We start from the raw sequence: 25172 nt of genomic DNA on the forward strand, positions 1-25172 counted from the left end.
ACCAGGTACGACAAACGCGACTACATCTTCAACGGCACCCTGGCCACGGCAGCCATCGTGATCTGGCTCCGCGACCTCATCAAAGAACCATCAGACACGGCCTAGCCGCCGGGGAGGCCAGGGATGACCGGATCACGGTGCTGGTGACTGCGGATTGTCAGTGGCGTGGGCGAGGGTCCGTCCGCAGAGCACAGCCACACCACACCGAAGGAGACGGGTGCTGTCGACGCGTCATGCAAGCCGCTGCTCGGGCTACAGCCCCGCCGCCTTCCCCGTACGTGTGAATCGAACGACGCGAGAGGAGCCGCCCACGCAGACGGCGCTTGCCGTCCGCGTCCCGGCGTCGAACCTTCACTCGACTCGTCGCCCGCGGCTGCCCGTAGCGGCCCTTTGATCAGGTGCGTTGTCCGGGTGCTCTGCCCCCTGTTCCGAACCGAGGAGAAACCGTGAATCCCGTCCGCTTGGTCACCCTGCACCCTGTTCTCGAGAACCCTCCTGCTGCGGCCGCCGAGGCCCTCGCGCACCGGCGGCCCGTCGACGTCCGCCGCGTCCTGTTCGCCGCAGCATCACGACCGTCATCGGGGTGGGGGGCATGACCAACCCGACCACTCCGCCCTCCGCCCTGCTGGCGTGGGCCAGCCGGGCACTCGGCGCCCGTCCCGCCGTCAAGGACGTCAGCCATCCGCGCGAAAACTCCCGCGTCTGGCAGCTCGACCTGCCCGGGGCACTCCGCTTCTACCTGAAGGTCTCCCCCAAGGCCGTGATGTACGAACGCGAGACCCTCGCGCTGCGCAGCGCTGCACCGGCCCTCGGTGCCGGCGGTGCACCGCAACTGCGTGCCTCAAGCGCGGAGCACCTGGCGCTGTTGATGACCGCCGTTCCGGGGCGACCACTCAAGCAGCTAACGCTCGCGCCGGCGGAGGAAGCCAGAGCGCATCGGCACGCCGGCGCCCTGCTGGCCCGCCTTCACGCGGCCGGTGACCTGTCCGGGCCCCGACGGACGGAGGCGGAGCAGGCGCTGCAGGCCGCAGCCGATGGCGCCGACCGGCACCTGGGGGAGGCCGGGGGCCGGCTGAGCGCGCCGGAGCAGAAGCTGGTGCGGGACCTGGCCGAGCAGCTGCAGACCCTGCCGCCGCTGCCGCTCGCGTTCATCCACGGCGACGCGTGGGACCGCAACCTGATGTGGTCGACGGTCCACCAGCAGGCCGGGTGGATCGACTTCGAGCGCGTTATCTCTGCTTAGTGGTCATGTCTCATAGATGCTTCAAGTGATGCTCTGGCCCATGTTTGCGCTTTGCAGTCCGCAGCGTCCCGCACGTACCGTCCCCGCCATGCAGATGATCTTCTTTAGCTCGAAGGGCTGGCGGTCGTGGGGGCTCAGCGGCCGGCCCGTGATAGCCGAGCTCATGCCGGTCCTCGTCGATGACGACCTTCTCTTCGAGGATGAGCGTGGCGTGCGCGACACGGTGGCGATCAATACCTGGTTGCGGTGGCTGCCGCTGGATGGGGTCCCAGCGCCCAACTCGTGGGAGTTCTACGGTCGTACGCTGCGGGAGTGGTGCGAGTTCCTTGCGACCTTGAGGATCGGTGTCTTTGATGAGCGGGGCCGCCTGAAGGACGCACTGAGCCTGTACGCGGTCGACAGGTCGTGCGGACCGCTGAAGCGGCGCCTTGCGGCCACTACGTGGAACCAGCAGATGAGCATTTTGTCGCGCTTCTACACGTGGGCGGACAGGGAGAGCCACGCGCCTGCGGTGCCGTTCACTTACAAGGAAGCCGTGTCGATGTACGGGGACCAGGTGCGGACCCAGCGAGTCAACCAGGCCCACCGACGCACTCCGAAGCGCCATGTCACGATCCGCTACTTCGAGGCCGACTTCGGGGAGATGTTCGTTCGGGGCCTGGCAGGGCTCCGCCCGGACGGGTCCCCAGATACCTCATACCGCGGACGGACACTGACGCGCAACGCCACGGTAGGTGACTTCGTGCTCTCCTCGGGGCTGCGGTCGCAGGAGTTCACGTACTTGCTGGACGTAGAGGTTCCCGCGCTTCCGCCGAAGCCGACCGCGCTGCCGATCTCCTTCCCTGTCCCGGAGGGCGTAACGAAGGGCCGCAAGTTCCGTACGACGTGGACGTCCTACAGCAGTCTGGCGCGCGTACACCGGTACATGACGACGGTTCGTCCCTTGGCCACGGTCGGCTCGCGCTGGAAGCCGCCGGCCCGGTGGGGTGAGCCGTTGGTGGTGAGCGAGGCCGACGCCCGGGGTGGCCGGGTGAACGGGACCCGGGTGAAGTGGGCGGCGTTGACGCCGTCCGAGCGGCGACGCCTGGTAGCGCCCGATGGCGGATCGATGCTGCTGGGGGTGCAGGCGAACGGGGCTCCCTTCACTGCCTGGGCCACGGTGTTCGAGCGGACCTCAACCCGGATCCGGGAGCGTTTCGAGCCCCGCTTTCCTCATACCGCCCCGCACCGGCTCCGTCATACCTTCGCGATCAGGACGTTGGAATGGCTGGTCAGCGGGCACTTCATGGAGGCGGCCCGCATGGTCCACGCGACCGACACGGATGCGGCGCTGGCCCTGTACCTGGGCAAGGCGGACCCCATGATGGTGCTGCGCGACCTCCTCGGGCACACCAGTGTCGTCACAACGGAAGCGTACCTACGCCGCCTGGACATGACCCGGATCTACCGCGAGGCATATGAACGCGCGGGACATGAGTTTGACTTGTTCGCCGAGGCCGAGGCGGATGAGGAGTTCGAGGATGAGGCGGTGCTCGTCTGATGGCCGCTCAACTGATGGAGGGGCCCGCGCGGCTGGTCTGCTGGTTCACCAGGGGCACTACCACGACGGTGGAGCTGCCCGTGCAGGAAAACCCACAGCTGGTTCGCGACATGGCCAACGGGTTGATCGGGCTGATACATCCTCACGGCCAGGTCGACGCGGAGAGGACAGTCGAGGAGTTCGTTCGTGCGATTCGCCTGTTCGCGGCGGCGATGGCCAAGCGCGGGCACGTCGGTGGCGCTGCGGACCTCACCCGCCCCGTCCTTGTCGAGCAGTTGTGGGTGACGGGAGCCGCCCAGGAGTCGATGATCCGTCGGATGCTGGCCGCGTTCGACCAGGACGCCCGCGCGCTGCGCCCCGAGGTGCGTGAACTGGTGGGCGGGCGGGCGTACAACCAGAGACGCCGACGGGACTCCAAGCCGCTGCTGCCGTACGACGAGACGGTCTGGAGCAGACTGCAGGAGGTATGCCGGGCAGAGATCCAGGAAGCGTGGTCGCAGTTCCGGCAGGCCCATGCCGCGGCCGAGAAGGGAAAGGACCCCTATCAGGACGGCTGGTCGTACGAGAATCTGTGCTGGTGGATGGTCCGCCATGGGCCGGAGAACGCGGTCAGTCTGGGGCAGCGGGCCGGGTGGACGCCGACGATGGCCTACTACCGCATGGGCCGCGGCGCTGATGCACAGCGAGTCTGTACTGCGCTGTTCCCCTCCCCGTCGGTGGTGATCGCCTACCAGCTGCTGTTCGGCGCGTACACCGGCATCGTCCCCGACGGCATCGCCGATCTGGGCGTCGAAGACCTGGAGTGGGCCGGAGACGCGGCGATGCTGGTGAACTACCTCAAGGGCCGGACCGCCGAGGAGAGCGTGACGCTGTCCCCGCGCGCCGTCCGGCTGGTGGAACGATGGCTTGAGCATTCCGCCGTCTCGCGCCGCTTCGCTGCGGAGACCGACGTCTCGGAGCTGTGGCTGCGTCACGATTTCACCCACGTCGGGGTCTGGAGGACGGGGGCGTCGCTCCACGATTCCATCCAGGGATGGGTGAAACGGGCAGGTCTTAAGGGCAGCGACGGCAAGCCGCTGCGAATCCACCGGCACAGCATCCGGACCTCGTTCGAGTCCCACCGGGACCGCAAGAACTGGTTCGGCAGCGGGCGCGGGCGGATCGACCCGAACCACAGCCCACGGGTCGAGGGCGACCACTACCTCACTGCCGCGACCCCCGCGCAGAAGGACGCGCTGGAGACAATCGTGGAGGAGGCCCAGGGCGATGTTCTGCGCAAAGCTCTCCCACCGACGGTGCTGAGTGACGACGACCTGACCCAGCTGGCGGACAACCTGCCCGACCTCGTCTCCCGGCTCGGCCTGGACGACGCGGCCATTGCCGAACTGGTCGGCGGACAGCGTGACGTGTTCGTCGCCGCCTGCGCGGACCCGCTCGCGGGGCTGCATGGCCCGAAGGGCAAGCCGTGTCCGGCCCGTCCGTGGGTGTGCCTGCTGTGCCCACTCTCCCTGTTCGCGCCGCGACACGCCGCCAACTTGCTGCGGATGAAGGCGTTCTTCGCACGGCAGTGGCAGCAGACGCCGGCCGCCCAGTTCATGGCTGTGTTCGGTCCGTACACGCACCGGATCGAGCAGATCCTCACCTCCTACGATCCGGCCGAGCTCGTGCGCCTGGTCACGGTGATCACCGACACTGACGACGAAATCCCCCTGTACCCGGAGGAGCGCACCGCATGATGCCGCCACTGATCCCCCTGCCGCGGCATCTCGTCTCGCCCTTCGCCGGCGCCGAGCTGTGCCCGCTGTTCGGCTTCGCTCTGCCGCCGGGCGTGACGGGGCCCTTCTTCGACGAGGACCGGTGGCCCTTCGACGAGGTGATCGGGCTGCCGGCCTACCTGCGACCCAACCAGCGCGCCCTCGACTTCACGTCGATCGTCAACAGGGAGTGGAGGCTGACCGCGAAGGAGTACATCGCGGCGCTGATGGCGCCGCGCCACGACGCGGTCCGTGACCTCGCCCATGCCGAACGGACCGTGCAGACGCTGACGACCTGCCATGGCAAATTGTCCGAACTCATACGGTGGTTCAAGTGGCTCACGGAGCAGGGCATCACCGACCTGGAACAGGTCACCAACTACCACTGCACCGCGTACGTGGACTTCCGGGCCGAGAAGCTCGGCGATGACGGTGAAGTGGTCGCCGACTCCCCGTCGACCAGAGCCGTCGCGATGGGCGCGCCGATCGGACTCGCGCATTACCGCTCACTGTTCAGCGGGCAGAAGCTCCGAGACAATCTTCGCCCCTTCAACGGCGCGAGCGCCGCTGGGGGCTCCGGCCGGACGGCGGAATTGGGCGGCGCGAACAAGGTGCAGCCGCTGTCGTCTGAAGTGCAGCAGCCCCTGCTCGCCGCCGTGCTGTACGTGATCGGGACTCTGGCCCCGCACATCCTGAGCGAAGCCGAGGCCAAGCGGCAGCGTCAGGCTGCGGACCGCAGCCTCACCTCCAACAAGCACCCCGGGCGCAGGGCGTTCTTGCGCAATCTGGAGTGCCGGGTTGAATCCGGAGAGCCTCTGGAACTGATGACGCCGGCCGCGGTGAAGGATGCCCGTGCTCGCGGACTGCGCGAGGAGAACGATCCCCTGGCCGCCGTTTCCCTGAGCGCGCTCGCTCGGGAGTGCGGGACCCGGCAGTTTTACGGCGCCTGGCTCCCGGCACTGCGTCCCGACCTGGAGCGAGCCCTTGCCCTCGTCGGGGTCTGCGCTCCGTACGGCCGCAACGCTGCCGAGGTGGAGCGAGCCGACGGGCAGGGGCACGTCGCGTGGACAGAGCCGTTGTTCTCGACCGAGCTGAAGTTCTTGGTCGGGTACCTGGCCACGGCCTGCGGCCTGGCCGTGGCCGCGCTCGCCGGGATGCGGCACTGCGAGTTGGGCGAACTGGTCGTCGGGTGCCGTCAGCCGCCCCTGGAGATCGCTCCCGGCCTGTTCCGCTACCGCCTTGCGGGCAAGCTCATCAAGGGGCAGCCGCTCGGCGGCGTCCGGGACGAGTGGGTGGTGACCCGGGAGGTCTACGAAGCGATCGAGGTGGTCGAGCAACTCCTCGGCCCGGACGCGGCGCCCGGCTCCTCGCTTTTCCATCCGGTCTTCTGCGACACGACGTACCAGAACTTCAGGACCTGGGTGAACGGGCCGGCCGGACAGCGGCTGGGTCTGGCCCCCATCCCGGAGGGGGCGGTGACGCCACGGGCCCTCCGGCGCACGCTCGCCGTGGAGATCGCGTATCGTCCCGGCGGCCTTATCGCGGCAAAACTGCAGCTCAAGCACCTGTCTGTAGCCACTACGGAAGGGTACGCGGCGCGGCCGGGCGGCGCTCAGGCGAAGTTCCTCGCCGAGATCAACGAGCTCGAGGAGGAGTGCAACATCGGCATTCTGACCGACGTCTACCACGACTATCAGCGCGGGATCATGCCGTCCGGTCCCGGCGCCCATGACCTGATCAGCCTCTTCACCAGCGTGGACGGACGGCTCCACGAACTCAGCAACCTTGCGCCCCAGCTCGTCGACAGCGACCAGGAGGTCGTAGCCATGCTCACGGCCCGGGCCCACACCCTCCACCTGGGCACGGCGAACTACTGCTGGTTCATCGATCCGGCCAAGGCACTATGCCTGCGGCTGGCCGGTACTCCGGACGCAGACCGGCCGCTTGCCGGCATGTGCGACTCCGCCCGCTGCCCCCAGGCCACGCACCACCCGTGCCACCGCCCGGTGTGGGAGGAATCGCGGCAGACCGCAAAGGTGTTCATCGGCAGCCTCAGCCGCCGCCAGAAGACCGAGCGGACCCGGCTGGAAGCCAGCATGGCCCGTGCCGAGAGGGTTCTCGCCGAGATCGACCATGTCGCCGCCGGTGCGGCCGGGAAGGACGAGATCTGATGGGCCGGATCAGCGACAGCGACCGTGCGCGCAACGAGGACGCCATCCGAGCCGCTATGGACCGGCTGCTGCGAGGGGAACTCCCGCCGGAAGGCAAGTGTGATCTGAAAACCCTGGCCCTGGAGTCCGGCGTCACCCGGACCGGCTTCTACCCGAAGAAGAACCGTGACGGCACCACCCGGCCGGGTCCCTACCAGCACCTTGCCCAGGAATTCGAACGCCGCCTTACGGCGCTGCGGCAGGCCGGCGAGATCGTCGACCCACGAGCCGCACAGGTCGAGCGGCTCAAGGCCCAGGTCGCCGAGCTCAAGGATCGGGTCGCCAAGCGGGACGAAGCCCTGGCCGAGCTCACCGCGTTCAAGACCCTCGCCGTGTCCCGGATCGCCGCCCAGCACTCAGAGATCGAGCGGCTGCGGGAACAGACTGCCGCCCTCGGCAACGTCCGCCGCCTACCCTCCGCCCGCAGCGGCACGGCGCCGTACGGGTCCTGCAGCTGACCCCGCGGTGCCCCGCCCTCTTTACGGATCGCGTAGCTGGCTCGCCGCGGCAGACAACGCGTGCTCGCACGGCAGGACCAGCGAGATGAAGCCGGCCATCCGTCTTCCATCACGTCAGGGGTGTCGATGACGGCCGCATGTGCGATTCACCGCGGTGCCCCCAGGCCACCCACCCTTGCGGCGGGTGATCTGGGCGGTGGTCAGTTTCCCGCCGCTCCAGGGGGTGCCCCGGAGCGACGGGGAGGCACTTCAGCGTGCGTCAGTTGCCGACCCTGCGCCAAGCGGCGGGGAACCGTCCGTTGTCGCGGAAGGAGGCGATGAAGCGGAGCCGTGCGGTGTCCGGTTCGGTGATCGCTGCCGGGGTGGCGCTGAGGTTCATGAGGCTTCGGCCCGCGCCTTGATACGTGGGCCAGGTGGGCAGTCCCGTGCCGTTGGGGTCGCCGCGGATGGCGAAGTTGGCCCAGTAGCCCATGACGGTGTGGGAGAAGGCCCGGTCAGCGGTGGTTGCGGCCGGTGCTGTGGGGGGCGAAGAACTGGGGAAGGAGGTTGCCGAAGACGAACGGCACGTCCGAGACATGGGCGGCGACGGGAGAGTACGGGGAGGTGTAGGTGAACTTGTACGCGTAGACGTCGCGGGCGCTGGTGCGCTGGTGCAGTCCGAGCATTTCCCAGGTCTGTTCGGTGATGGCCATGTCTCCGATGAGCTGTCCGGCTGAGGCGTCTGTCTGGGCTTGGGTGGTGGAGGGGTAAAGGGCGTTGAACTCCGACATGCGGGCGGCACCGAAGAGCTTTTCTGCTGCTGCCCTGAATTCTGTGGGGGTGTCGTGGGGCAGGGCGAAGGGGTCGAAGACGGGGAAGTTCTCCGCGGCGGTGTAGCCGGCCAGGAGGGGTACGCGCTGTTGCTGTCCGCGGGCGAAGACCGCTGCGGGTGAGTCGGCGAGGACATGGCCGTCGATGCTGGGCCCGAAGGGGGCTCCCGTGGTGCTCGCGGTGTTGAGTTGGGTGGCGGGTATGGCCCGCAGCCCATCGGCGGTGGGGGTGTTGAGCCGTGCGGCCAGGGCGGTGCCCTGGGTGAGGGCTTCGGTGTGGGTGGGGATGGAGCCTTTCTGGTTGTCCCAGAAGGAGCCGCTCTGCGCGATGGCCTTGCTGAACAGACCGGTGGCCTGGGGGGAGGACATCAGCAGGCCGACGGCGTGGGCGCCGGCGGATTCGCCGAAGAGAGTGATGTTGCCGGGGTTGCCGCCGAAGGAGGCGATGTTCTGCTGGACCCAGCGCAGGGCTGCGATCTGGTCCTGCAGCCCATAGCCGCCGGATGCTCCTGCTTCCTTGTCGAGGTCGGGGTGGGCGAGGAATCCGAAGGCGCCGAGCCGGTAGTTGACGTTGACCACGAGCACGCCGCGGGCGGCGAGTGCGGCTCCGTTGTATTTGGGGTCGGAGCCGGAGCCGAACTGGAAGCCGCCGCCGTGCAGCCACACCACGACCGCCTTGGGCTGGCTGCCCCGGGGCGGGGCCCAGATGTTGAGGGTCAGGCAGTCCTCACTCATCGCCGTGGCCGGTGCGCCGGGCTGGCTGGTGCCGTAGCAGGCGGGGCCGGGGGTGGTGGCCTGACGTATGCCGCTCCACCGTGGTACGGGCTGGGGGGATTTCCAGCGCAGCGTCCCGGTGGGAGGGGCTGCGTAGGGGATGCCGCGGTAGGCGCTGACTCCGTTGGCGTCCGGCGCGGTGCCCTGCAGCTGTCCGGAGGCCGTAGTGATGACAACTCTGTCCTGGGCGGCAGCCGTCCCGGGGCCGGCAGCCAGGACAGTGGTGAGCAGAGCTGCGCCGAGCGCGGCACGCAGGGGGCGGAAGACACGTGGATACATGTGCGGCTCCATGGGGGTGGGCAGTGGCCGGACTGCGCGGGTGCGGTGATCCGGGCGGTTGTCTCAGCCGGCCAGTGGCTGTTCAGCCTTCGCCACGTCCTCCTCCGGGGTGTTTGCCCGGCGCGGAGACTTGAACAGGCCGGTCATCAGGGCGCCGAGGAGGGCGGGGATGACAAAGGCGTAGAACCCGGCCTTTGGGGAGGTGATCAGGACGGTGGCGGCCGCGAGGTAGCTGGGGCCGACGATCGCGCCGAGGCGCCCGACGCCCAGGCTGAACCCGAGCCCGGTGCCACGCAGGTGGGCGGGGTAGTAGCGGGCGACGAAGATGTTGATGAGGTTCTGGGTGCCCAGCGCCCCGAGCCCGGCGACGGCCGATGCCAGGAGAAGGACCGGGCGGGGCTGGGGGGTGCTGAGGACGATCATGGCTGCTGCGGCGAGGACGAAGCTGGTGACGGTGGCGGCCTTGATGAACCCTCGGTCGGCGATCATGCTCGCGATGAGGGTGCCGACGATGGCGCCGATGTTGAAGGTGATGGAGAACTCCAGCGACGAGCTGAGGTCGTACCCGGCGTTGACCATCAGCGTCGGCAGCCAGCTGCCTGCTCCGTAGACGAGGACCAGGCCGGTGAACGTCGCCGCCCAGAACAGCAGGGTCGCCCGCCGGTGCTGTGGCGTCATCAGTTGCACCAGCCGGTTGGCCGACACGGCGCTCTCGGCTGAGCGGTCGGCCTCGGCCGGGTGCTCCTGGACGCCTGCGGGCACCAGCTTCCACACGAGGGGGACGAGGACGAGCGGGAGGACGCCGAAGAGGAAGAGGGTGTGGAAGTCCCAGGCTGGGAGCAGGGCCCGACCCAGGATGCCGGTGATGAGTCCGCCGATGGCGACGCCGGTGAGCGCGGTTCCGACCTGCAGGGAGCGGCGGGCGGGGGGTACGGACTCGCTGACGTAGGCGGTGACCAGGGGAATGAGGGCGCCCAGTCCGATGCCGGTGGCGAAGCGGGTGGCGGCGAAGAACTCGAGGTTGCCGGCGACCGCGCTGAGCAGCATCCACAACGACAGCCACGCAAGCCCGGCGACCATGGGCAGACGTCGTCCGTAGAGGTCGCCCGCCCAGCCCGCGGCGATGGATCCGAGCGGCATGCCGAGGGCGGTAAGGCTGCCCAGAAGGCCGAGTGTGGACTTGGTGACGTCCCAGTCGGGGTGGGCGAGGAGGGAGGGTCCGACAGCACCGAGGATGAAGAGGTCGTATCCCTCGATGCAGAGGATGACGAGCCCGAGGATCACCGCGGCGCGTGGACGTGTTTTCGACGGAGACATGCCAAGGGTGCTGTTCATGGGTGGGCTCCTCGGAGACAGGAAAGGGCGCGGAGACAGAGAGCTGCGGTCCGCGGGTGAGCGGCGGGGTCGCGAAGAGCTTCGCGGGCATCCGGGGTCCGCCGTCGGCGGGTGTCCGGTCGGCGGCTTGTCTGCACGGCGCGCTACGGCACCGCGCGGCTGGGTGTGGATGCTGGTCGAGTCGCTTGAGCGGCACTGTCCGACACCTGATGGCCAGGGGGCGGGAGGGTGCCGATGTCGTCGAGGAAGCGTCGCTGAGCGTCGTCGAGGACATGCTCCGGTGCGGCAGTGAACGCGGAGGCTGTTCCGTTGCTTGAGGGGTAGGCCGTGTGCGTTCACCGGCTGCGGTGGATTGGCTGTGATGTTGAGGGGGCATGCGGCCGGCTGTCAATGCCCTCGACGGTGAAAAGAGAAAGCCCCGTCCTGGGACGGGACCGGGCTCAGGGTGGGGCGGTGGGTGAAGTTGCCTGCTCAGCGCTCTGCGGCGGGCTCCTCGGGCTGGAGACTCGTGTTGTGCTCACGGATCAGGTGGAGCGCCGCGTCACGGTCGCGTCGTTCGAGGGCGTCGACGAGATCGCGGTGGAGCTCATGCCGGTGGGCGATGTAGTGCTCCAGCGGCTCCTCGCTGGCCGGCAGCACTGTCAGAGTGTGGGCCTCGATGAGGTCCAGCAGGTTGGAGTACAGGGAGCTGAGCAGGGCGTTCGGGCTGATCGCCGCGATGGCTGCGTGCAGCCGCCAGTTCGCGTGGACGAACGCCACCGGGTCAGCGGTGCCTACGGCCGCTTCCATGGCCGCGATGTGGTCCTTGAGGCCGGAGATGTCGGCGGGCGAGGCGTGCCACAGGGCGTCCTCGATCAGCAGGGGGTCGAGGGCGTCGCGGATCCGCACGGCGTTCGCGACGTCGCTCTGCTGCGCGTCGAGGGCGAGGACGGAGTTCCCGAGCCGGACCATGGGGGACTGCTCGGCGCTGAACAGGCCGCCGCCGGGCCCTGGCTTGACGGTGACCAGCCCCCGGGACTGCAGCAGACGCAGCGCCTCGTTGAAGGTCCCTACCGACACCCCGCACTGGCTCCGTAGCTCTTCCTTGGTCCCCAGCCGGGCCCCCGGCTCGACCTCGCTGACCAGTGCCGCAACGTGCTCGGCAGCTCCCTCTGCCCGGCCGGCCGAAGGGGCCCGGGAGGCGTTACCGGACTTCCGGGTAGCCCGTGAGGACGCGGCCCCGGTCTGGGGCGAAGGGTAGGAGTGCAGGTCAGAGCCGCTCTGAGCGAGGGTTCGCTGGGGTGTTTCCCGTGCTTTGTCCGGTGTGGTGGTCAAGGCTTCTCCAGAGGTTCGTCATATTCATCATGAAGGTTATCGCTGCAACCCTTGACGTCACGGGTTACGCCGACGCAACATCAAGGTAATCATCATGCTGAATACCCGGCGGGTGAAACAAGGGGTTCGTTGTCGCTGGCGGCCTCCCTGCTCATCCGGCCAGCTGTTCCGTGGTCCCGCCGTTCGACGTCACAGCCGTCACTGTTCGGGGCCCGTCTTTTCCTTGTCAGGAGTGCTTCTATGCGTATCGCCAATCTCTCCGGTCGCCTGGCCCTGATCGCCGATGACCGTGCGGTCGATGTCCAACGGGCCAGCGGAGGTGTCTTCGCCGCCGACCCCCAGGCCGTCTACGAGCGGTGGGACGAGTTCCGGACCTGGGCTGCCGGCGCCGATCTGTCGGCCGGTGTCTCCTTCGAAGCCTCCGATCTGGGGTCCCCCGCTCCCGCGCCTCGCCAGACGCTGGCGATCGGCCTGAACTACCGCGATCACGCCGCGGAGTCCGGTTTCGTCGCCCCCGACGGCCTGCCCCCGGTGTTCACCAAGTACGTCACCAGCATCAGCGGCCCGGTCACCGAGGTGAAGCTGCCTGCGGGCGGCCACACCGACTGGGAAGTCGAACTTGTCGCCGTCATCAGCGCCCGTGCCGAGAAGGTCACCGAAGCCGATGCCTGGAGCTACGTCGCAGGACTCGCGGTGGGTCAGGACATCTCCGAACGCGTCGTGCAGCTCGCCGGGCCCGCCCCGCAGTTCAGCCTCGGCAAGTCCTACCCGGGCTTTGCCCCCATCGGACCGTGGCTGGTCACCCCGGACGAGTTCGACAACCCCGACGACCTCGAACTGCGGTGCGCGATCAACGGCGAGGAAGTTCAGAAGGGCCGCACCCGCGACCTGATCTTCTCCGTGCCCGCGCTCATCGCCGGCCTGTCCGCGGTCCTGCCGTTGCTGCCCGGAGATGTGATCTTCACCGGTACCCCTGCCGGCGTGGGCCTGGGCCGGGACCCGCAGCGGTTCCTGGCCCACGGTGACGAACTCGTCTCCGCTATCGAGGGCATCGGCGAGCTGCGTCAGACCTTCGTCGGCTGACCGGCCGGCCCGACGGACAAGGGAGTTGCTCTCATGGCACTGCACCGTCTGACCTCCATCACCATGGGGGTCCCCAATGTGGCGGAGACCGCCGCGTACTACACCGACTTCGGCCTCACCCCGGAAACGGACGGCTGGTTCGCCTCCCGCGATGCCGGCCGCCAGTTTCGCATCGTCTTCGCCCCGCGCCGCCGCCTCGTCGAGGTGCGCATCGGCGCCGACACACCGGACGATCTGGCCGCTGCCGCATCACGCCTGCACCGCCTGGGCATTGCGAGTGACATCTCGGGCCAGGCCCTGACCGCCTACGACAAGACCACCGGCGTGCGTGCCGTCCTGGAAGTCGCCCCTCGCCTGGTCCAGGAACCGGTTGCAGCCCTCCTCTACAACGGTCCCGGCCGCACCGACCGCACCGGCTCCCGCGCACCCGGCATCCTGCGCACCGACCGGGTACGGCCCCGCAAGCTCGGCCACGCCGTGATCGGCACCACCGACTTCAACGCCACCACCGCGTTCTTCCGCGACGGACTCGGATTCAAGGCATCCGACTACATCAAGGACCACGGAGCGTTCCTGCGCTGCTCCACAGACCACCACAACATCCTGGTCCTGGCCGCCCCGGTCGCCTTCCTCCACCACTCCTCCTGGCAGGTCGACGACATCGACGAGGTCGGCCGCGGCGCCACCGCCATGCTCGAAGACCACCCCGAGCGCCACATCTGGGGCCTGGGCCGCCACCACGCGGGCTCCAACTTCTTCTGGTACCTCAAGGACCCGGCCGGCAACTTCAGCGAGTACTACTCCGACATGGACTGCATCGTCGACGACCACCTGTGGACGCCGGAGATCCTGGAGGGCGCCAAGGGCCTGTTCAACTGGGGGCCGCCGCCCCCGCCCTCCTTCCTCGCCCCCGAGGATCTCGCCGCCCTGATGACCGGCACCCACAGTGAGCCGAGGTAGAACCGTGAGCAGAACACCGTCGAAGATGTACGACGTCGCGATCGTCGGCTTCGGGCCCGTCGGCCAGATGCTGTCCCTGCTGCTGGGCCGGGCCGGTCACGACGTCATCGCCCTGGAGCGCTGGCCCGACCCCTACGACCTGCCCCGGGCGGTGCACTTCGACCACGAAATCGGCCGGATCTTCCAGGCCGCCGGCGTGGGAGAGGAGGTGCGCGCGGTCACCGACCCGGTGCCCGACCACTACGAGTGGCGCAACGCCGCTGGTGAGCCGCTGGTGCGCATCGACTGGTCCGGCAACGGTCCTTCCGGCTGGCCCACCGCCAGCTTCTTCTCGCAGCCCGAGCTGGAGGCCGTTCTCGCCAAGGCCGCCGAAGGCCAGCCCACGGTCACCGTGCGCCGAGGCTGTGAGGTCACCGACCTGCAGCCCGGCGACGAGTCGGTCCGGTTGACCACCCGTGACGACCATGGCAGCGGTGAGGTCCGCGCCCGCTACGTGATCGGCGCCGACGGGGCCAACAGTTTCGTTCGCTCCGGGATGGCCACCTCCGTCACCGACCTCGGCTTCTTCTACGACTGGCTGATCGTCGACACCCAGCCGCACGAGCAGACCGAGTGGTCCCCGATGAACTGGCAGCTGTGCGACCCCGAGCGCCCCACCACGATCGTCTCCGGCGGTCCGGGCCGGCGCCGCTGGGAGTTCCTGCGGCTGCCGCACGAGAGCATCGAGGAACTCAACACCCTGGAGACGGCCTGGCAGCTCCTGGAACCGTGGGGGCGCACACCGCAGAACACCACGATCGAACGGCACACCGTCTACACCTTCCAGGCCCGCTGGGTCGACCGCTGGCACGAAGGCCGCCTGATCCTCGCCGGGGACGCAGCCCACCAGATGCCCCCCTTCGCCGGTCAGGGCATGTGCTCCGGAATGCGCGACGCAATCAACCTGGCCTGGAAGCTCGACCTTGTCCTCGACGGCCGGGCCGACCCCGCTCTGCTCGACACCTACACCTCCGAGCGCAGCGAGCACGTCCAGCACGCCATCGGCATGTCCATGGCCCTGGGCCAGGTCATCTGCGTCCTCGACCCCGACGCCGCCGCCGCCCGCGACCAGCTCATGATCGCCGCCGGCGCCGATCCACAGCACGCGCTGCCGCCCACCCCGCCGCCCGTCCTGGGCGACGGCATCCTCAAGCGCGCACCCGACGGCAGCCGCGCCCCGAACGTGGGCCACCTCACCCCGCAGTACGAGGTCACCCACCAGGGCCGCACGGCACTCCTGGACAGCCTCACCGGCGGCGGCTTCACCATCCTGACCGACGGCCACCAGCCGGCCGACGCCCTCGACGACGCCGAACGGGACTTCCTCACCCGCATCGACGCCACCATCGTGGCCCTGTACAGCGAGCACGCCCCCTCCGACGGTTACCTCGACGCGGACGGCGGCTTCCTGCCCCACATGCGTGAACACGGCCATGTCGCCGCTATCGTCCGCCCCGACTTCTATCTCTTCGGGGCCGCATCCACCGGCGCGGAGCTTCGCGAGCTGATCGGCCAGCTGAGCGAACAACTGAGCCACCCCGCATTCCCCGGTGCGGTCAGCCCCGCTCCCGAGCCGCTGATGGCCGTGGAGTAGGCGACCGCCACCGAAGACGGCGGTGCGAGGGGCCACCGCACGGCCCTTCCCGCCGCTCGTGCCCGGGAATCCGCTTCCGGGTACCGCACGGCGTCCGGGCCCCGCCGCCGCTGCCGCGCGGCCCGGACGCCACCCGGCGTATCCGACACCCGACTGGGAAGACCTGAAGGACCTCATGGACAAGACAGCAGCCTCCGCGGCGCAGGCCGTGGCCGACATCGGGGACGGCGCCTCGCTGGCCGTGGGCGGATTCGGCCTGTGCGGCATCCCCGCCACACTGATCTCCGCCCTTTACGTTCAGGGCGCCAAGGGTCTGCGGGTGGTGTCGAACAACTGCGGCACCGACGAGCACGGTTTGGGCGTCCTGCTGGGCGCGGGCCGCATCGCCCGGGTGACCGGATCGTACGTGGGAGAGAACAAGGAGTTCGCCCGCCAGTACCTGAACGGGGAACTGGAGGTGGAGCTGGTGCCCCAGGGAACGCTGGCCGAACGCCTCCGGGCCGGCGGCCATGGCATACCCGCCTTCTACACCCCCGCCGGAGTCGGCACGCCGCTGGCGGACGGCGGCATCCCCTGGCGCCACACCGCCGACGGCGACGTCGCCGTCGCCTCCCCGGCGAAGGAGATCCGCCTCTTCAACGAGCGTCCCTTCGTTCTCGAAAGGGCCATCACCTGCGACTACGCGCTCGTCCGCGCGGCCTGCGGGGACCGGCACGGCAACCTGGTCTTCGATAAATCGGCCCGCAACTTCAACCCCCTTGCCGCCATGGCCGGCCAGATCACCCTCGCCGAGGTGGAGGAGCTGGTGGAGCCCGGGGTCCTGGCACCCGACGACATCCACCTGCCCGGCGTGTTCGTGCAGCGCGTCGTCGAACTCACCCCCCGGCAGGCTGCCGACAAACAGATCGAGAAGAGGACGGTGCGCGCCTGATGGGCTGGAACCGCAGCCAGATGGCGGCCCGCGCCGCAGCCGAACTCAACGACGGCGACTACGTCAACCTCGGCATCGGACTGCCCACCCTGGTCCCCGGCTTCGTCCCCTCCGACATCCACGTGGTCCTGCAATCGGAGAACGGCATCCTGGGCACCGGCCCCTACCCGGCCGAGGACCAGGTGGACCCGGACCTGATCAACGCCGGCAAGGAAACCGTGACGGTCCTCCCCGGAGCCGCGTACTTCGACTCGGCCCTGTCGTTCGGCATGATCCGCGGCGGCCACATCGACACCGCGATCCTCGGCGCGATGCAGGTCTCCGCGAGCGGAGACCTGGCCAACTGGATGATCCCCGGCAAGATGGTCAAGGGCATGGGCGGCGCCATGGACCTCGTCCACGGCGCCCGCCGCGTCATCGTCCTGACCGACCACACCGCCAAGGACGGCACCCCCAAAATCGTCACGGAATGCTCCCTGCCCCTGACCGGCAAGGCATGCGTCCACCGGATCATCACCGACCTCGCCGTCCTCGACATCACCGACACCGGGCTCGTCCTCGTGGAAACCGCCCCCGACGTCACCACCGAACAGGTGCTGGCCGCCACGGACGCCCCCGTCCGCGTCGATGCCCCCGCCGCCGGCTGACGTAAGGGCGGACATCAGGGCGCAAGCCAAGTGATCATCCCGCCGGCCTGGTGTCCCGGACAGCCACCGGGCCGGCGGGAGCTGCACCGTGCCCGTGCAGACCCACCACATGAACTCCGCCCCGGTCGCGATGTCCCATCGAGGCTGCCCTGCCTGCCCGGCCGGGGCGGACCCACCCAAGCCCGCCGTCCTCGGAGACAGGCCCCATCGAGCGCGTCGTCCACCGCGCAGCGCGGATGAGTCTGGTCGCTCCACCACGCGTCCCCGGGGTGCCGGCAAACCGGCCCACGCGTGTACTGGATATTGCTCCGCAGTGTCCCTGAACGTGCCGTACCCAGGAGAAGTCATGACAGCCTCACCCGCCTCTGGCACCGCGAAGACCGCCCTGCGCAACGTGCGGATCTTCGACGGGACGCAGCTCACCGCACCGTCCACCGTAGTCATCGACGGCCCTGTGATCAGCAGGGATCCGGCCGGGGCGGCCCATTCCGTAGACGCGGGTGGGGCGATCCTGCTGCCCGGCCTGATCGACGCCCACGTCCACCTGCACGGGCCCCAGAGCCTGACTGAACTGTGCTCGTACGGCGTGACCACCGCCCTCGACATGGCGACCTGGCCACCGCAACTCCTGGCATCCCTGCGCAACACGGCGGGAACGACCGACATCCGCAGCGCCGGCACCCCGGCGATCGGCGAAGGCGGCCCGCACGCGAGGATCCCCGGCATGGCCCGGGACGCCATCGTGCGCACCCCGAAGGAGGCCGGCGAGTTCGTCGCCGGCCAGGTCAGCGCGGGAGCTGATTACATCAAGATCGTCGCGGAAGCCCCCGGCGAGGGAGGCCCCGACCAGGACACCATGAACGCCCTGGTCGCAGCAGCCCGCACCCACGACAGGAAGACCGTCGCCCACGCCCCCACCAGCGGCGCCTTCGCCATGGCCCTTCGAACCGGCGTCGACTTCCTCACCCACATCCCCCTCGACCGCCCCTTGGCCCCCGAAGAAGTCACGGCCACCCTCTCTGCGGGACGCGTCGTCATCCCCACCCTCACCATGATGAAAGGCACCGCCGCCGCGCGTGGCGCGGCACCTGCCTTCGCCCTGGCCACCCGCAACGTCGCAGCCCTCCACCGGGCCGGAGTCCCCATCCTGGCCGGCACCGACGCCAACACCCAGCCCGGCGTCCCCTTCCAGGTCCCGCACGGAGTGAGCCTGCACGACGAACTGGAACTCCTGGTAGACGCCGGACTGAGCACAGTCCAAGCCCTCCGCGCGGCTACCAGCGAGCCCGCCCGCTTCTTCGGCCTCACCGACCGCGGCGCCATCGAGCCCGGACAGCGCGCCGACCTGATCCTCATTGACGGCGACCCGCTCACCGGCATCCGTGCCACCCGCAACATCAGCCGCATCTGGTGCGGCGGCCAGGAGCACACACCAGCCTGAAACCCGCCCTGCTCCGCCACGGGCCGCGCGCACGCAGCCCGTTCGACCCGTCCCACTGCTCGAAAGGCAGGCCCGCCCATGCCGGAACCAATCCCGCTGGTGGACACACACGCTCACTTCGTCACCCCCGAGTACGTGCACGCCGCCCGGAGCGCCGGGCACATCCACCCCGACGGCATGGACAACTGGCCCACCTGGAGCGCCGAGGAGCATCTCGCACTCATGGACCGCTGGGGCGTGGCTGTCTCCATGCTCTCCATCTCCTCCCCCGGCACCCACTTCGGCGACGACGCCCATGCCCGCGCACTTTCCCGCCACGTCAACGAAACCGGCGCCGCCATCCGCACCGCACACCCCCACCGGTTCGGGCACTTCGCCTCCCTGCCCCTGCCCGACGTCGACGGAGCCTTGGCGGAACTCGCCTACGCCATGGACCACCTGGACAGCGACGGCGTCACCCTGGAATCCAACGCCCACGGCACCTACCTCGGCGACGCCCGCTACGAACCCCTGTACGCGGAGCTCAACCGACGTCGCACCCCCGTCTTCGTCCACCCCACCTCACCCCCGCACGCCGAGGAGATCGCCCTCGGCAGGCCACGGCCGATGCTCGAATTCCTCTTCGACTCCACCCGCACCGTCAGTGACCTGGTCTTCAACGGCGTGTTCCAGCGCTACCCGGACATCTCGTGGATCTTCACCCACGGAGGAGGCACCCTCCCCCTGCTGACCGAGCGCATGGAACTCTTCCGCACCGTCTTCGCCAAAGGCAGCACTACCCTCGACCCCATCCCCGAACAGATCGCACGCCTCTGGTTCGACATGGCCGGCACCCCCTTCCCCCACCAGATCCCCGCCCTCACCGCAGCCTTCGGCCACCAGCGGCTCCTCTACGGAAGCGACTACTGCTGGACCCCCGCCGCCGGCACCACCGCACAGATCGCCTCCATCGACCACGCACCCCAGCCCCACGGCGACACCTGGCGCAACCTGACCACCCGCAACGCCCAGCGCCTCTTCACCCGGCTGGCTCCACTCCCGTAACCGGACCAGGGGCCGCGCCGTCGAGTGTCCGTGCCCGACCACACAGTTCGGGAGCGAACGGGCCATACGGATCGTCCAGGTGAGCGCGATCGCAATCCGGGGGCGGCGGACGGCTGTCCGGCCGCAGGTGCCGGGCCGATCGACGCCGCGTACGCCATCGGCACCCTGGCCTTCATCGATCCGCACCGGTCACTGCCCGCCCTACGCGACGCCCTGCACCCCGGGGCGCCATTTGTCCTGTCCTTCTTGCACACCGACCTGCACGGCCGCGGCCCCCTTACGTCTCACGCCGGCCAACGTCCGACTCGCCGGCCGCCCTCGGCGGCGCCGGTCGACGAGCACAGGTGAACTCCTTCTGTGCAACGACCTGCGCGAGCGGTAGGGAGGTGCCCTACCAGGGGCTGACGCCGTCGGCGTCCAGGAATGCCCCGGTGGGTCCGTCGGGCCCCAGGAGTGCGGCCTCGACGATCGGCGCGGCGCCCTGCTCGACGGTCTGGAAGCCCTGCCGGTTGTTGAGGTCGGTGGCGGTGGGGCCGGGGTCAACGACGTTGATCCGCAGGCCCGGGTAGGCGCGGGCGTACTGGACGGTCAGCATGGACACCGCCGCCTTGGACACCGGATAAGCCAGCAGGTTCGGGACGCGGGACTCGGCGCGCTCTGGGTCGTGGACGCGGGCGAAGGAGCCCAGGCCGCTGCCGACGTTGACGACGACCCCGTTGTCGCTGTGCTGAAGGAGGGGGAGGAAGGCGTTCAGCATGCGGATGACACCGACGACGTTGGTGTCGAGCACGGCGGAGACGTCGGCACCGGTGCATTCACCGAGCGTCTTTGGGCCGCCTCCGTTGATGCCGGCGTTGTTGACCAGGACGTCGAGGAAGCCGTGTTCCCGCGCAATGTGGTCGGCCGCGGCCCGGACGGAGACGTCATCGGCCACGTCGACGACAAGGGGGAGCGCGTTCAGCTCCGTGGCCGCGCGCTGGGCGTTGTCGGGGTTGCGGGCAGCGGCGTACACGGTGTGTCCGGCGGCGACGAGTCGGCGAGCGGTCTCGAAGCCCAGCCCTTTGTTCGCGCCGGTGATGAGGGTGACGGTCATGGCACCAAGTCTGCGGCGCATTGCCACAACGCGCCAGAAAAGCCTCCTCTTGGTGCCGGTGGTCCCAGGCCGTGGGCAGGTGCTCGCCCACGGCCGGCGCGCGAAAATGGGTGGCGAATGCTTCGATGTGCTTCCGCTGTCCTCGCTGCGGGGGGCCATGGTCGTCGGTGTCGTGTCCCCTCCCCGACATCGGCGACACAGTACGAGACGGGCGGTCGCCGTGCGAGGCCGCCGCGGTGACCGCCGAAGCTCTCCTCACGTCGGAAAGTGGGGAAGGGCTTGAGGAATGCGGACAGCGGGCCCTCGGCCTTGTCGTGTATGCCGAGGCGCGGCTTCGCCAGCTCCCTGATGGTGACCTCAGGGGGTTACGAAGCGGTCCATGATCCCTGCGGCGCCCGCGAGGGCGGCGTCCACATCCTGAACGCCCTTGGTCCGCTGTGCCGCCGACCAGGCCGCCTGTACCTCACGGTACTTGGTGACGATTCGCCAGCGCACCAGCTCATCAGGACGGAGGATCCGCACATTCGCACCGGATTGCCTCAGTTCCTCGACCTGGGTGTCGAAGCCGTCGTCCGTCGCCGAACCCAGGGCCGGGTAAGACCGTTCGACGGCCCGTCGAATGGCCTGCTTGTCGTTCTGCTGAAGCCCGTTCCAGACGTCCTTGTTCATTGCGATGGGGTAGAGGTGTCCCATCCACAGATCCTTCGAGGTCAGCACGTTGGGGGCGGCATCCTGAACGTTCAACAGGGACCCGTCATCGATATCGACCATGACGCCGTCCAACGTTTCCGCCGTCAGGGCGTCGAGGATTCCCGGACCCCACGGCAGGGTCACGGGGGTCGCTCCGGCATTGGTCAGAAAGTCCTTGTGCCAGAAGCTGGCGGCCCGCCACGTGCCGCCTCGCAGGCCGTCCGGAATGGGCAGGGGCGGAGCACTGAAGAACGCCACGGGATACCCGGTCCCGAGGAATACCTGAACGACGTTGCAGCTAGCCAGCTCCGCCGCAAAAGCCGGAACTTCCGCGTAGACGCGGCGGAAGAATTCGATCTGCTTGTTTCCGGTCGGCCCCACGGGGAAGCTCTTGAAGATCTGGTGCAGCGGCAGTTGGTCGGGCACGTATTCCGGCACGACGGTGGCCATGTCCGCAGAACCAGAGCCGCCGACGGAACTCAGAGCGTCGAACGAGCCGGCAAGCTCGCCATTCCAATGGGCCTCGATCTTCAGACGGCCATTCGATTCCCTCTCGATCGCCGGAAAGAGGACGTCCGCGAGAAACTGGGTCCGCATCCCACCCAGCGGGTCATGGTCGGAATATTTGAGCGTCCGAGGCGCTAGTTGTGCCGCGCGCGTCTTGTCACTCGGCAGCACGCAGGCGGACGCCGCGCCGGCTGCCGCCACAAGGACGATTCTCCGGCCAATTCCGCTGCCGGCTGGTTTCTCAGTCTGCTCGGTCACGGATTCCCTTTCCCATAGCTACCGATAGCCCCCGACTCGCAATGGCGCGTCGGCTCGTTCTGTTTGCCTGCGACACGCAACGAGTAACCGCCGAGTGTCATAACGACAACCCCTTACGCCATCTTCCTTCACTGGACGGAGCGCTTGAACAGCGCGGGGTCGGCCGGTCGAGCAGGATGAAAAGCTGGCCGCTTTCACCGCACAGCGGCGTTCGACTCTGTGACCCGGCTTCGATAACACCGGGTGCGGGATTCAAAGGGGAGGACCGCGGCAAGGCGAGACCGGTTGCGTCGCGAGTGCGAGCAAGAAGGCGGGCTGGTCTGCCGGTAAATACAAACGCCCTTTGTCGACATGGGAGCCCATACATGCTCGCCGTGGGCGCAGATCCGGGTATGACGCAATCCGGAGCAAGTCTTTTCTGTTCTTATCCCCACCGAGCAAACTGTCCCGCAGAGCATCCACCAAGGAAGCTCGAAGCATTTGCAGTCACAACCTCTTCAGGACGAGAGCGACACCAAAGAGGCTTGCCGCCAGTGGGACACCAATTTCTGCGCTAATCAGGATCGCATAGTGGGTGGTCGAGTACACACTGTATGGAATTGCATGCCCAGAACCGGCGTCGATCGCACGCAGAGCGCTTTCGCCGAAGACGGCACTGAAGACCCCGATGAGGGCGAGAGCGTACGACGCGATGCGCGCGCGCTTTGCGACAGCCTCGTTGGATTTCGACTCCTCGTTCAAGCTTCCAAAGCCTTCCATGATGGGACTCGACAGTCACCCGCCCGTCGGCCCCGCGAATGTTGCCGTCGGTGAGTCATTCGACGATTTCGGCGTTTTTGAAGATCAGGATGCTGTTGCGGTCGACGAAGACGTTGCAGGTTGCGGTCGCGGCAATCTCCTGGCCGGTCTTGACGCTCTCCAACCGACGGAAGGATTCCGCGCGGCGATCGTCGTAGGGAAGGACGATGCTGGCGAGATGGGTGCCGTTCCTGACGTCCGACGCTTCGATCGTGGGCGTCCCGTACTCGCTCGCGCCTGTCTTCAGCACGACAGCCCGGACGGTCACGGATTGGCCGTAGCACTCCTTCTCCGCGCGGGTCCGGTCGTTAGTGAACTGGTCATGCAGGTCCCGGATTTGAACTGGCGTAGGAGTAGCCGAAGCGCCGCCGGACGCAGGCGTGAATGCCGGATCTTCAGCGCCCGCCCCTGCGCAGCCCGTCAGGACGACGAGGAGTGCCAGGGCACCTGTGAGAATTTTGCCGTGTCTCATCGCGTCATCCTTCGGTCGTTCCTGTTTCTCAGGTCCAAAGAGGGTGGAAAGAAGGGCTCCGGCTGGGCTCCCCGTCCAGTTGCCCGGCGGCCCGGGCGCCCACGTTCGGACATCTCAGGCTCCGATGTGTCGGCGTGCGGGCCCGACGTCGGGCCCGGCGTCGGGCCCGATGTTCGCTCGGTGGCAGCGTCGTGGCCGTGCCCGTCACGCTGCTCCAATTCCAGGTGATCAACCAGGTACCGCGCTTCCTGGTACTGCCGGTACCAGTTCGGATGAGCGGGTACACGGTGAGGTCATGGCGGCGACGGACCGGCCCCCGGGGTCCTTCCAAGCGCTCCGCGACCATGGCGTCGTTCTGTATCCGCGATCGGTGGCCTCCACGACGGTTGACGGCCAGTCAGATGCCCAGTGTCCGGGCGACCACTGTGGTCAGCGGAGTGGTAGTCCGTTCGAGGACCAGGCTGAGGTCGCCGGTAATGTGGGCCAGCGCGCCCTGGGAGATGTACAGGTCGGCGTCGACGATGAGGTCGGCGGTGTGGGAGGGCAGACCTGCCTGGGTGAGGCTCTGCCAGTACTGTTCGGCCGGCAGATCGGTGTAGGTGACTGGTCTGCCGGTGTGCGCGGCGCATGCCGCGGCGAGTTCCGGCAGGGTCCAGGCCGTGTCTCCAGTGAGGTCGTAGATCTTTCCGGCCTGGTTGTCGAGGGTGAGGATGACGGCCGCGTCCTCGGCGAGGTCTGATCGGGTCGCGGAGGCGATCCGCCCCTGGCCCGCACTGCCGGAGAGGGTGCCGCGTGCGACGGCGCCGGGCAGGGTGGCGGTGTGGTTCTCGGTGTACCAGCCGTTGCGCAGCAGGACGGTGGGCAGGCCCGAGGCGGTGAGGGCCTGCTCGGTGTCGCGGTGTACCCGCGCCGATGTCATCGGGTTGGTGGCGGCTCTGGTGACCGAGGTGTAGGCGACCAGGCCGACATCGGCCTTGGCCGCGGCGTCGATGATCGCCCGGTGCTGGGCGACGCGGACGGGGTCGGGGCCGGTCGAGGAGACGAGCAGCAGCTTGTCGGCGCCCGCGAAGGCGGTCGGCAGGGTTTCCGGCCGGTCGTGGTCGGCGTGGCGGACCCCGACGCCCAGGGCGGCGAGGGCAGTTGCCTCGGTGGGAGTGCGGACGGCTGCGACGATCTCGGCGGCGGGGACCCCGCGCCGGAGGAGGTGCTCGATGACCTCGCGGCCGTACCGTCCAGTGGCACCGATGACGACGATCATGAGAAGCAAGGCTCTCTTCCTGTGCGTCCGCTCTATGCGGTGCGAGGGGTGAGAGCCTGAGTGCCGTCGTGGGTGGGCTGGTACTTCCAGGCGAGGAGGAGGAACCAGACGGGGACCAGAATGCCGCCGGGGTAGAGGAATTCCTGGGGCAGGACGTTGCCGAGGAAGCTGTAGAGGGCGAGCCAGGAGCCCAGGATCACGCCGACGACGCGGATGCTCTTCGGCGGGGCGAGCAGGGAGGTGGTGATGAACCACATGCCGGCCATGACGTGTCCGCCCAGTCGTACGGCCCACGCGATGTCGTGCGGTGTCTCGTTGATCGTCATGATCGCCGACAGGACGTCAAGGGTGAGCCATCCGAAGCCGGCCGCCTTCGCCCACACGGGGGCCGGCATACGCGCGACGATGAACATGATGGCTAGGTGGAACAGGACCCCGGTGTACTCGACGGCGACGGCCCCGGGGGCGACGGCGAAGGAGACCAGCGAAGGCGTGAAGAGCACGGGGGGAAGGATGGCGAGGGTGCGGAAGCTGAGGATCTCGCGGTCAGGCGTGAGCACGTCGTAACTTTCCGTTTGGCTGACTGAGTGGGCGTTATGGAGAGCCGGAGAGCGCAAAGACTCTGCCGGTAACGTCACGGG

The 25172-nt window shown here is 68.5% G+C and carries 22 protein-coding genes; 12 read left to right on the forward strand and 10 right to left on the reverse strand.

Annotation, left to right across the window (positions count from 1 at the left end):
- Window positions 1-592: 592 nt before the first annotated feature.
- The 5 genes from ABD374_RS33765 to ABD374_RS33785 all read left to right on the forward strand — a co-directional run bounded on the left by ABD374_RS33765 (window position 593) and on the right by ABD374_RS33785 (window position 7205).
- The gene (locus ABD374_RS33765; protein ID WP_344500835.1) at window positions 593-1243 is read left to right on the forward strand and encodes an aminoglycoside phosphotransferase family protein; all 651 of its coding nucleotides are present in this window, start codon (window positions 593-595) and stop codon (window positions 1241-1243) included.
- Window positions 1244-1331: 88 nt separating this feature from the next.
- Window positions 1332-2783, forward strand: coding sequence for a site-specific integrase (locus tag ABD374_RS33770; protein WP_344500837.1), 1452 nt, complete (start codon window positions 1332-1334; stop codon window positions 2781-2783).
- Window positions 2783-4519, forward strand: coding sequence for a site-specific integrase (locus ABD374_RS33775; protein WP_344500839.1), 1737 nt, complete (start codon window positions 2783-2785; stop codon window positions 4517-4519). Before ABD374_RS33770 ends, ABD374_RS33775 begins: the two co-directional genes overlap by 1 nt.
- Entirely contained in the window at window positions 4516-6708 is a 2193-nt protein-coding gene (locus tag ABD374_RS33780) for a site-specific integrase (protein ID WP_344500841.1), read from the forward strand. The genes ABD374_RS33775 and ABD374_RS33780 overlap by 4 nt, the downstream gene beginning before the upstream one ends.
- Window positions 6708-7205, forward strand: a complete 498-nt coding sequence (locus ABD374_RS33785) for a hypothetical protein (protein ID WP_344500843.1) — start codon at window positions 6708-6710, stop codon at window positions 7203-7205. The genes ABD374_RS33780 and ABD374_RS33785 overlap by 1 nt, the downstream gene beginning before the upstream one ends.
- A 259-nt stretch (window positions 7206-7464) precedes the next feature.
- Here ABD374_RS33785 and ABD374_RS33790 read toward each other — a convergent pair whose 3' ends face one another.
- The 4 genes from ABD374_RS33790 to ABD374_RS33805 form a co-directional block, all read right to left on the reverse strand.
- Window positions 7465-7677, reverse strand: coding sequence for a hypothetical protein (locus tag ABD374_RS33790; RefSeq protein WP_344500845.1), 213 nt, complete (start codon window positions 7675-7677; stop codon window positions 7465-7467).
- Between the two features lie 22 nt (window positions 7678-7699).
- Window positions 7700-9067 (reverse strand): carboxylesterase/lipase family protein, encoded by a 1368-nt coding sequence (locus tag ABD374_RS33795; protein WP_344500847.1) that lies wholly within the window; start codon window positions 9065-9067, stop codon window positions 7700-7702.
- Window positions 9068-9130: 63 nt separating this feature from the next.
- Window positions 9131-10402 (reverse strand): MFS transporter, encoded by a 1272-nt coding sequence (locus tag ABD374_RS33800; protein WP_344500849.1) that lies wholly within the window; start codon window positions 10400-10402, stop codon window positions 9131-9133.
- Between the two features lie 471 nt (window positions 10403-10873).
- On the reverse strand, window positions 10874-11716 hold the full coding sequence (locus tag ABD374_RS33805; RefSeq protein WP_344500851.1) for a FadR/GntR family transcriptional regulator: 843 nt from the start codon (window positions 11714-11716) through the stop codon (window positions 10874-10876).
- Window positions 11717-11956: 240 nt separating this feature from the next.
- On the opposite strand from ABD374_RS33805, the gene ABD374_RS33810 reads away from it, so the two are divergent.
- The 7 genes from ABD374_RS33810 (at window position 11957) to ABD374_RS33840 (ending at window position 19455) form a co-directional block, all read left to right on the forward strand.
- Complete coding sequence (locus ABD374_RS33810) at window positions 11957-12799, forward strand: fumarylacetoacetate hydrolase family protein (protein ID WP_344500853.1); 843 nt, start codon at window positions 11957-11959, stop codon at window positions 12797-12799.
- A 33-nt stretch (window positions 12800-12832) separates the two neighbouring features.
- Window positions 12833-13759: a VOC family protein gene (locus ABD374_RS33815; protein WP_344500855.1), complete on the forward strand. Its 927-nt coding sequence runs from the start codon at window positions 12833-12835 to the stop codon at window positions 13757-13759.
- Between the two features lie 4 nt (window positions 13760-13763).
- A complete protein-coding gene (gene mhpA, locus ABD374_RS33820) occupies window positions 13764-15392 on the forward strand; it encodes a bifunctional 3-(3-hydroxy-phenyl)propionate/3-hydroxycinnamic acid hydroxylase MhpA (protein WP_344500857.1) in 1629 nt (542 codons plus the stop codon).
- Window positions 15393-15567: 175 nt separating this feature from the next.
- Window positions 15568-16323 carry a CoA transferase subunit A gene (locus tag ABD374_RS33825; protein WP_344500859.1) on the forward strand — a complete coding sequence of 252 codons (756 nt, stop codon included), beginning with the start codon at window positions 15568-15570 and terminating at the stop codon, window positions 16321-16323.
- The gene (locus ABD374_RS33830) at window positions 16323-16970 is read left to right on the forward strand and encodes a CoA transferase subunit B (RefSeq protein ID WP_344500861.1); all 648 of its coding nucleotides are present in this window, start codon (window positions 16323-16325) and stop codon (window positions 16968-16970) included. The genes ABD374_RS33825 and ABD374_RS33830 overlap by 1 nt, the downstream gene beginning before the upstream one ends.
- A 346-nt stretch (window positions 16971-17316) precedes the next feature.
- Window positions 17317-18411 (forward strand): amidohydrolase family protein, encoded by a 1095-nt coding sequence (locus tag ABD374_RS33835; RefSeq protein WP_344500863.1) that lies wholly within the window; start codon window positions 17317-17319, stop codon window positions 18409-18411.
- A gap of 78 nt (window positions 18412-18489) precedes the next feature.
- Entirely contained in the window at window positions 18490-19455 is a 966-nt protein-coding gene (locus tag ABD374_RS33840; RefSeq protein ID WP_425577425.1) for an amidohydrolase family protein, read from the forward strand.
- Between the two features lie 391 nt (window positions 19456-19846).
- Here ABD374_RS33840 and ABD374_RS33845 read toward each other — a convergent pair whose 3' ends face one another.
- From ABD374_RS33845 to ABD374_RS33870, 6 genes are all read right to left on the reverse strand, one after another.
- Complete coding sequence (locus ABD374_RS33845) at window positions 19847-20548, reverse strand: SDR family NAD(P)-dependent oxidoreductase (protein WP_344500867.1); 702 nt, start codon at window positions 20546-20548, stop codon at window positions 19847-19849.
- 357 nt (window positions 20549-20905) lie between these two features.
- Entirely contained in the window at window positions 20906-22003 is a 1098-nt protein-coding gene (locus ABD374_RS33850) for a type 2 periplasmic-binding domain-containing protein (protein WP_344500869.1), read from the reverse strand.
- A 486-nt stretch (window positions 22004-22489) separates the two neighbouring features.
- On the reverse strand, window positions 22490-22762 hold the full coding sequence (locus ABD374_RS33855; protein WP_344500871.1) for a hypothetical protein: 273 nt from the start codon (window positions 22760-22762) through the stop codon (window positions 22490-22492).
- A 55-nt stretch (window positions 22763-22817) separates the two neighbouring features.
- The gene (locus ABD374_RS33860) at window positions 22818-23273 is read right to left on the reverse strand and encodes an OB-fold protein (RefSeq protein ID WP_344500873.1); all 456 of its coding nucleotides are present in this window, start codon (window positions 23271-23273) and stop codon (window positions 22818-22820) included.
- A gap of 397 nt (window positions 23274-23670) precedes the next feature.
- Window positions 23671-24531, reverse strand: a complete 861-nt coding sequence (locus ABD374_RS33865) for an NAD(P)H-binding protein (RefSeq protein ID WP_344500897.1) — start codon at window positions 24529-24531, stop codon at window positions 23671-23673.
- 32 nt (window positions 24532-24563) lie between these two features.
- Window positions 24564-25091, reverse strand: a complete 528-nt coding sequence (locus ABD374_RS33870) for a hypothetical protein (RefSeq protein WP_344500875.1) — start codon at window positions 25089-25091, stop codon at window positions 24564-24566.
- Between the last annotated feature and the right edge of the window lie 81 nt (window positions 25092-25172).

Source organism: Streptomyces enissocaesilis (assembly GCF_039533765.1).
In the GTDB taxonomy this organism is placed as follows: Bacteria; Actinomycetota; Actinomycetes; order Streptomycetales; family Streptomycetaceae; genus Streptomyces; species Streptomyces enissocaesilis.

Excerpts from the sequence above, each read along its gene's own strand:
- ABD374_RS33770 (WP_344500837.1), top strand. The coding sequence starts at position 1,332 with ATGCAGATGATCTTCTTTAGCTCGAAGGGCTGGCGGTCGTGGGGGCTC.
- ABD374_RS33790 (WP_344500845.1), bottom strand. The coding sequence starts at position 7,677 with ATGGGCTACTGGGCCAACTTCGCCATCCGCGGCGACCCCAACGGCACG.
- ABD374_RS33825 (WP_344500859.1), top strand. The coding sequence starts at position 15,568 with ATGGACAAGACAGCAGCCTCCGCGGCGCAGGCCGTGGCCGACATCGGG.
- ABD374_RS33840 (WP_425577425.1), top strand. The coding sequence starts at position 18,490 with ATGCCGGAACCAATCCCGCTGGTGGACACACACGCTCACTTCGTCACC.
- ABD374_RS33765 (WP_344500835.1), top strand. The coding sequence starts at position 593 with ATGACCAACCCGACCACTCCGCCCTCCGCCCTGCTGGCGTGGGCCAGC.
- ABD374_RS33775 (WP_344500839.1), top strand. The coding sequence starts at position 2,783 with ATGGCCGCTCAACTGATGGAGGGGCCCGCGCGGCTGGTCTGCTGGTTC.
- ABD374_RS33835 (WP_344500863.1), top strand. The coding sequence starts at position 17,317 with ATGACAGCCTCACCCGCCTCTGGCACCGCGAAGACCGCCCTGCGCAAC.
- ABD374_RS33795 (WP_344500847.1), bottom strand. The coding sequence starts at position 9,067 with ATGTATCCACGTGTCTTCCGCCCCCTGCGTGCCGCGCTCGGCGCAGCT.
- ABD374_RS33830 (WP_344500861.1), top strand. The coding sequence starts at position 16,323 with ATGGGCTGGAACCGCAGCCAGATGGCGGCCCGCGCCGCAGCCGAACTC.
- ABD374_RS33815 (WP_344500855.1), top strand. The coding sequence starts at position 12,833 with ATGGCACTGCACCGTCTGACCTCCATCACCATGGGGGTCCCCAATGTG.
- ABD374_RS33860 (WP_344500873.1), bottom strand. The coding sequence starts at position 23,273 with ATGAGACACGGCAAAATTCTCACAGGTGCCCTGGCACTCCTCGTCGTC.
- ABD374_RS33865 (WP_344500897.1), bottom strand. The coding sequence starts at position 24,531 with ATGATCGTCGTCATCGGTGCCACTGGACGGTACGGCCGCGAGGTCATC.
- ABD374_RS33810 (WP_344500853.1), top strand. The coding sequence starts at position 11,957 with ATGCGTATCGCCAATCTCTCCGGTCGCCTGGCCCTGATCGCCGATGAC.
- ABD374_RS33855 (WP_344500871.1), bottom strand. The coding sequence starts at position 22,762 with ATGGAAGGCTTTGGAAGCTTGAACGAGGAGTCGAAATCCAACGAGGCT.
- ABD374_RS33800 (WP_344500849.1), bottom strand. The coding sequence starts at position 10,402 with ATGAACAGCACCCTTGGCATGTCTCCGTCGAAAACACGTCCACGCGCC.
- ABD374_RS33785 (WP_344500843.1), top strand. The coding sequence starts at position 6,708 with ATGGGCCGGATCAGCGACAGCGACCGTGCGCGCAACGAGGACGCCATC.
- ABD374_RS33845 (WP_344500867.1), bottom strand. The coding sequence starts at position 20,548 with ATGACCGTCACCCTCATCACCGGCGCGAACAAAGGGCTGGGCTTCGAG.
- ABD374_RS33780 (WP_344500841.1), top strand. The coding sequence starts at position 4,516 with ATGATGCCGCCACTGATCCCCCTGCCGCGGCATCTCGTCTCGCCCTTC.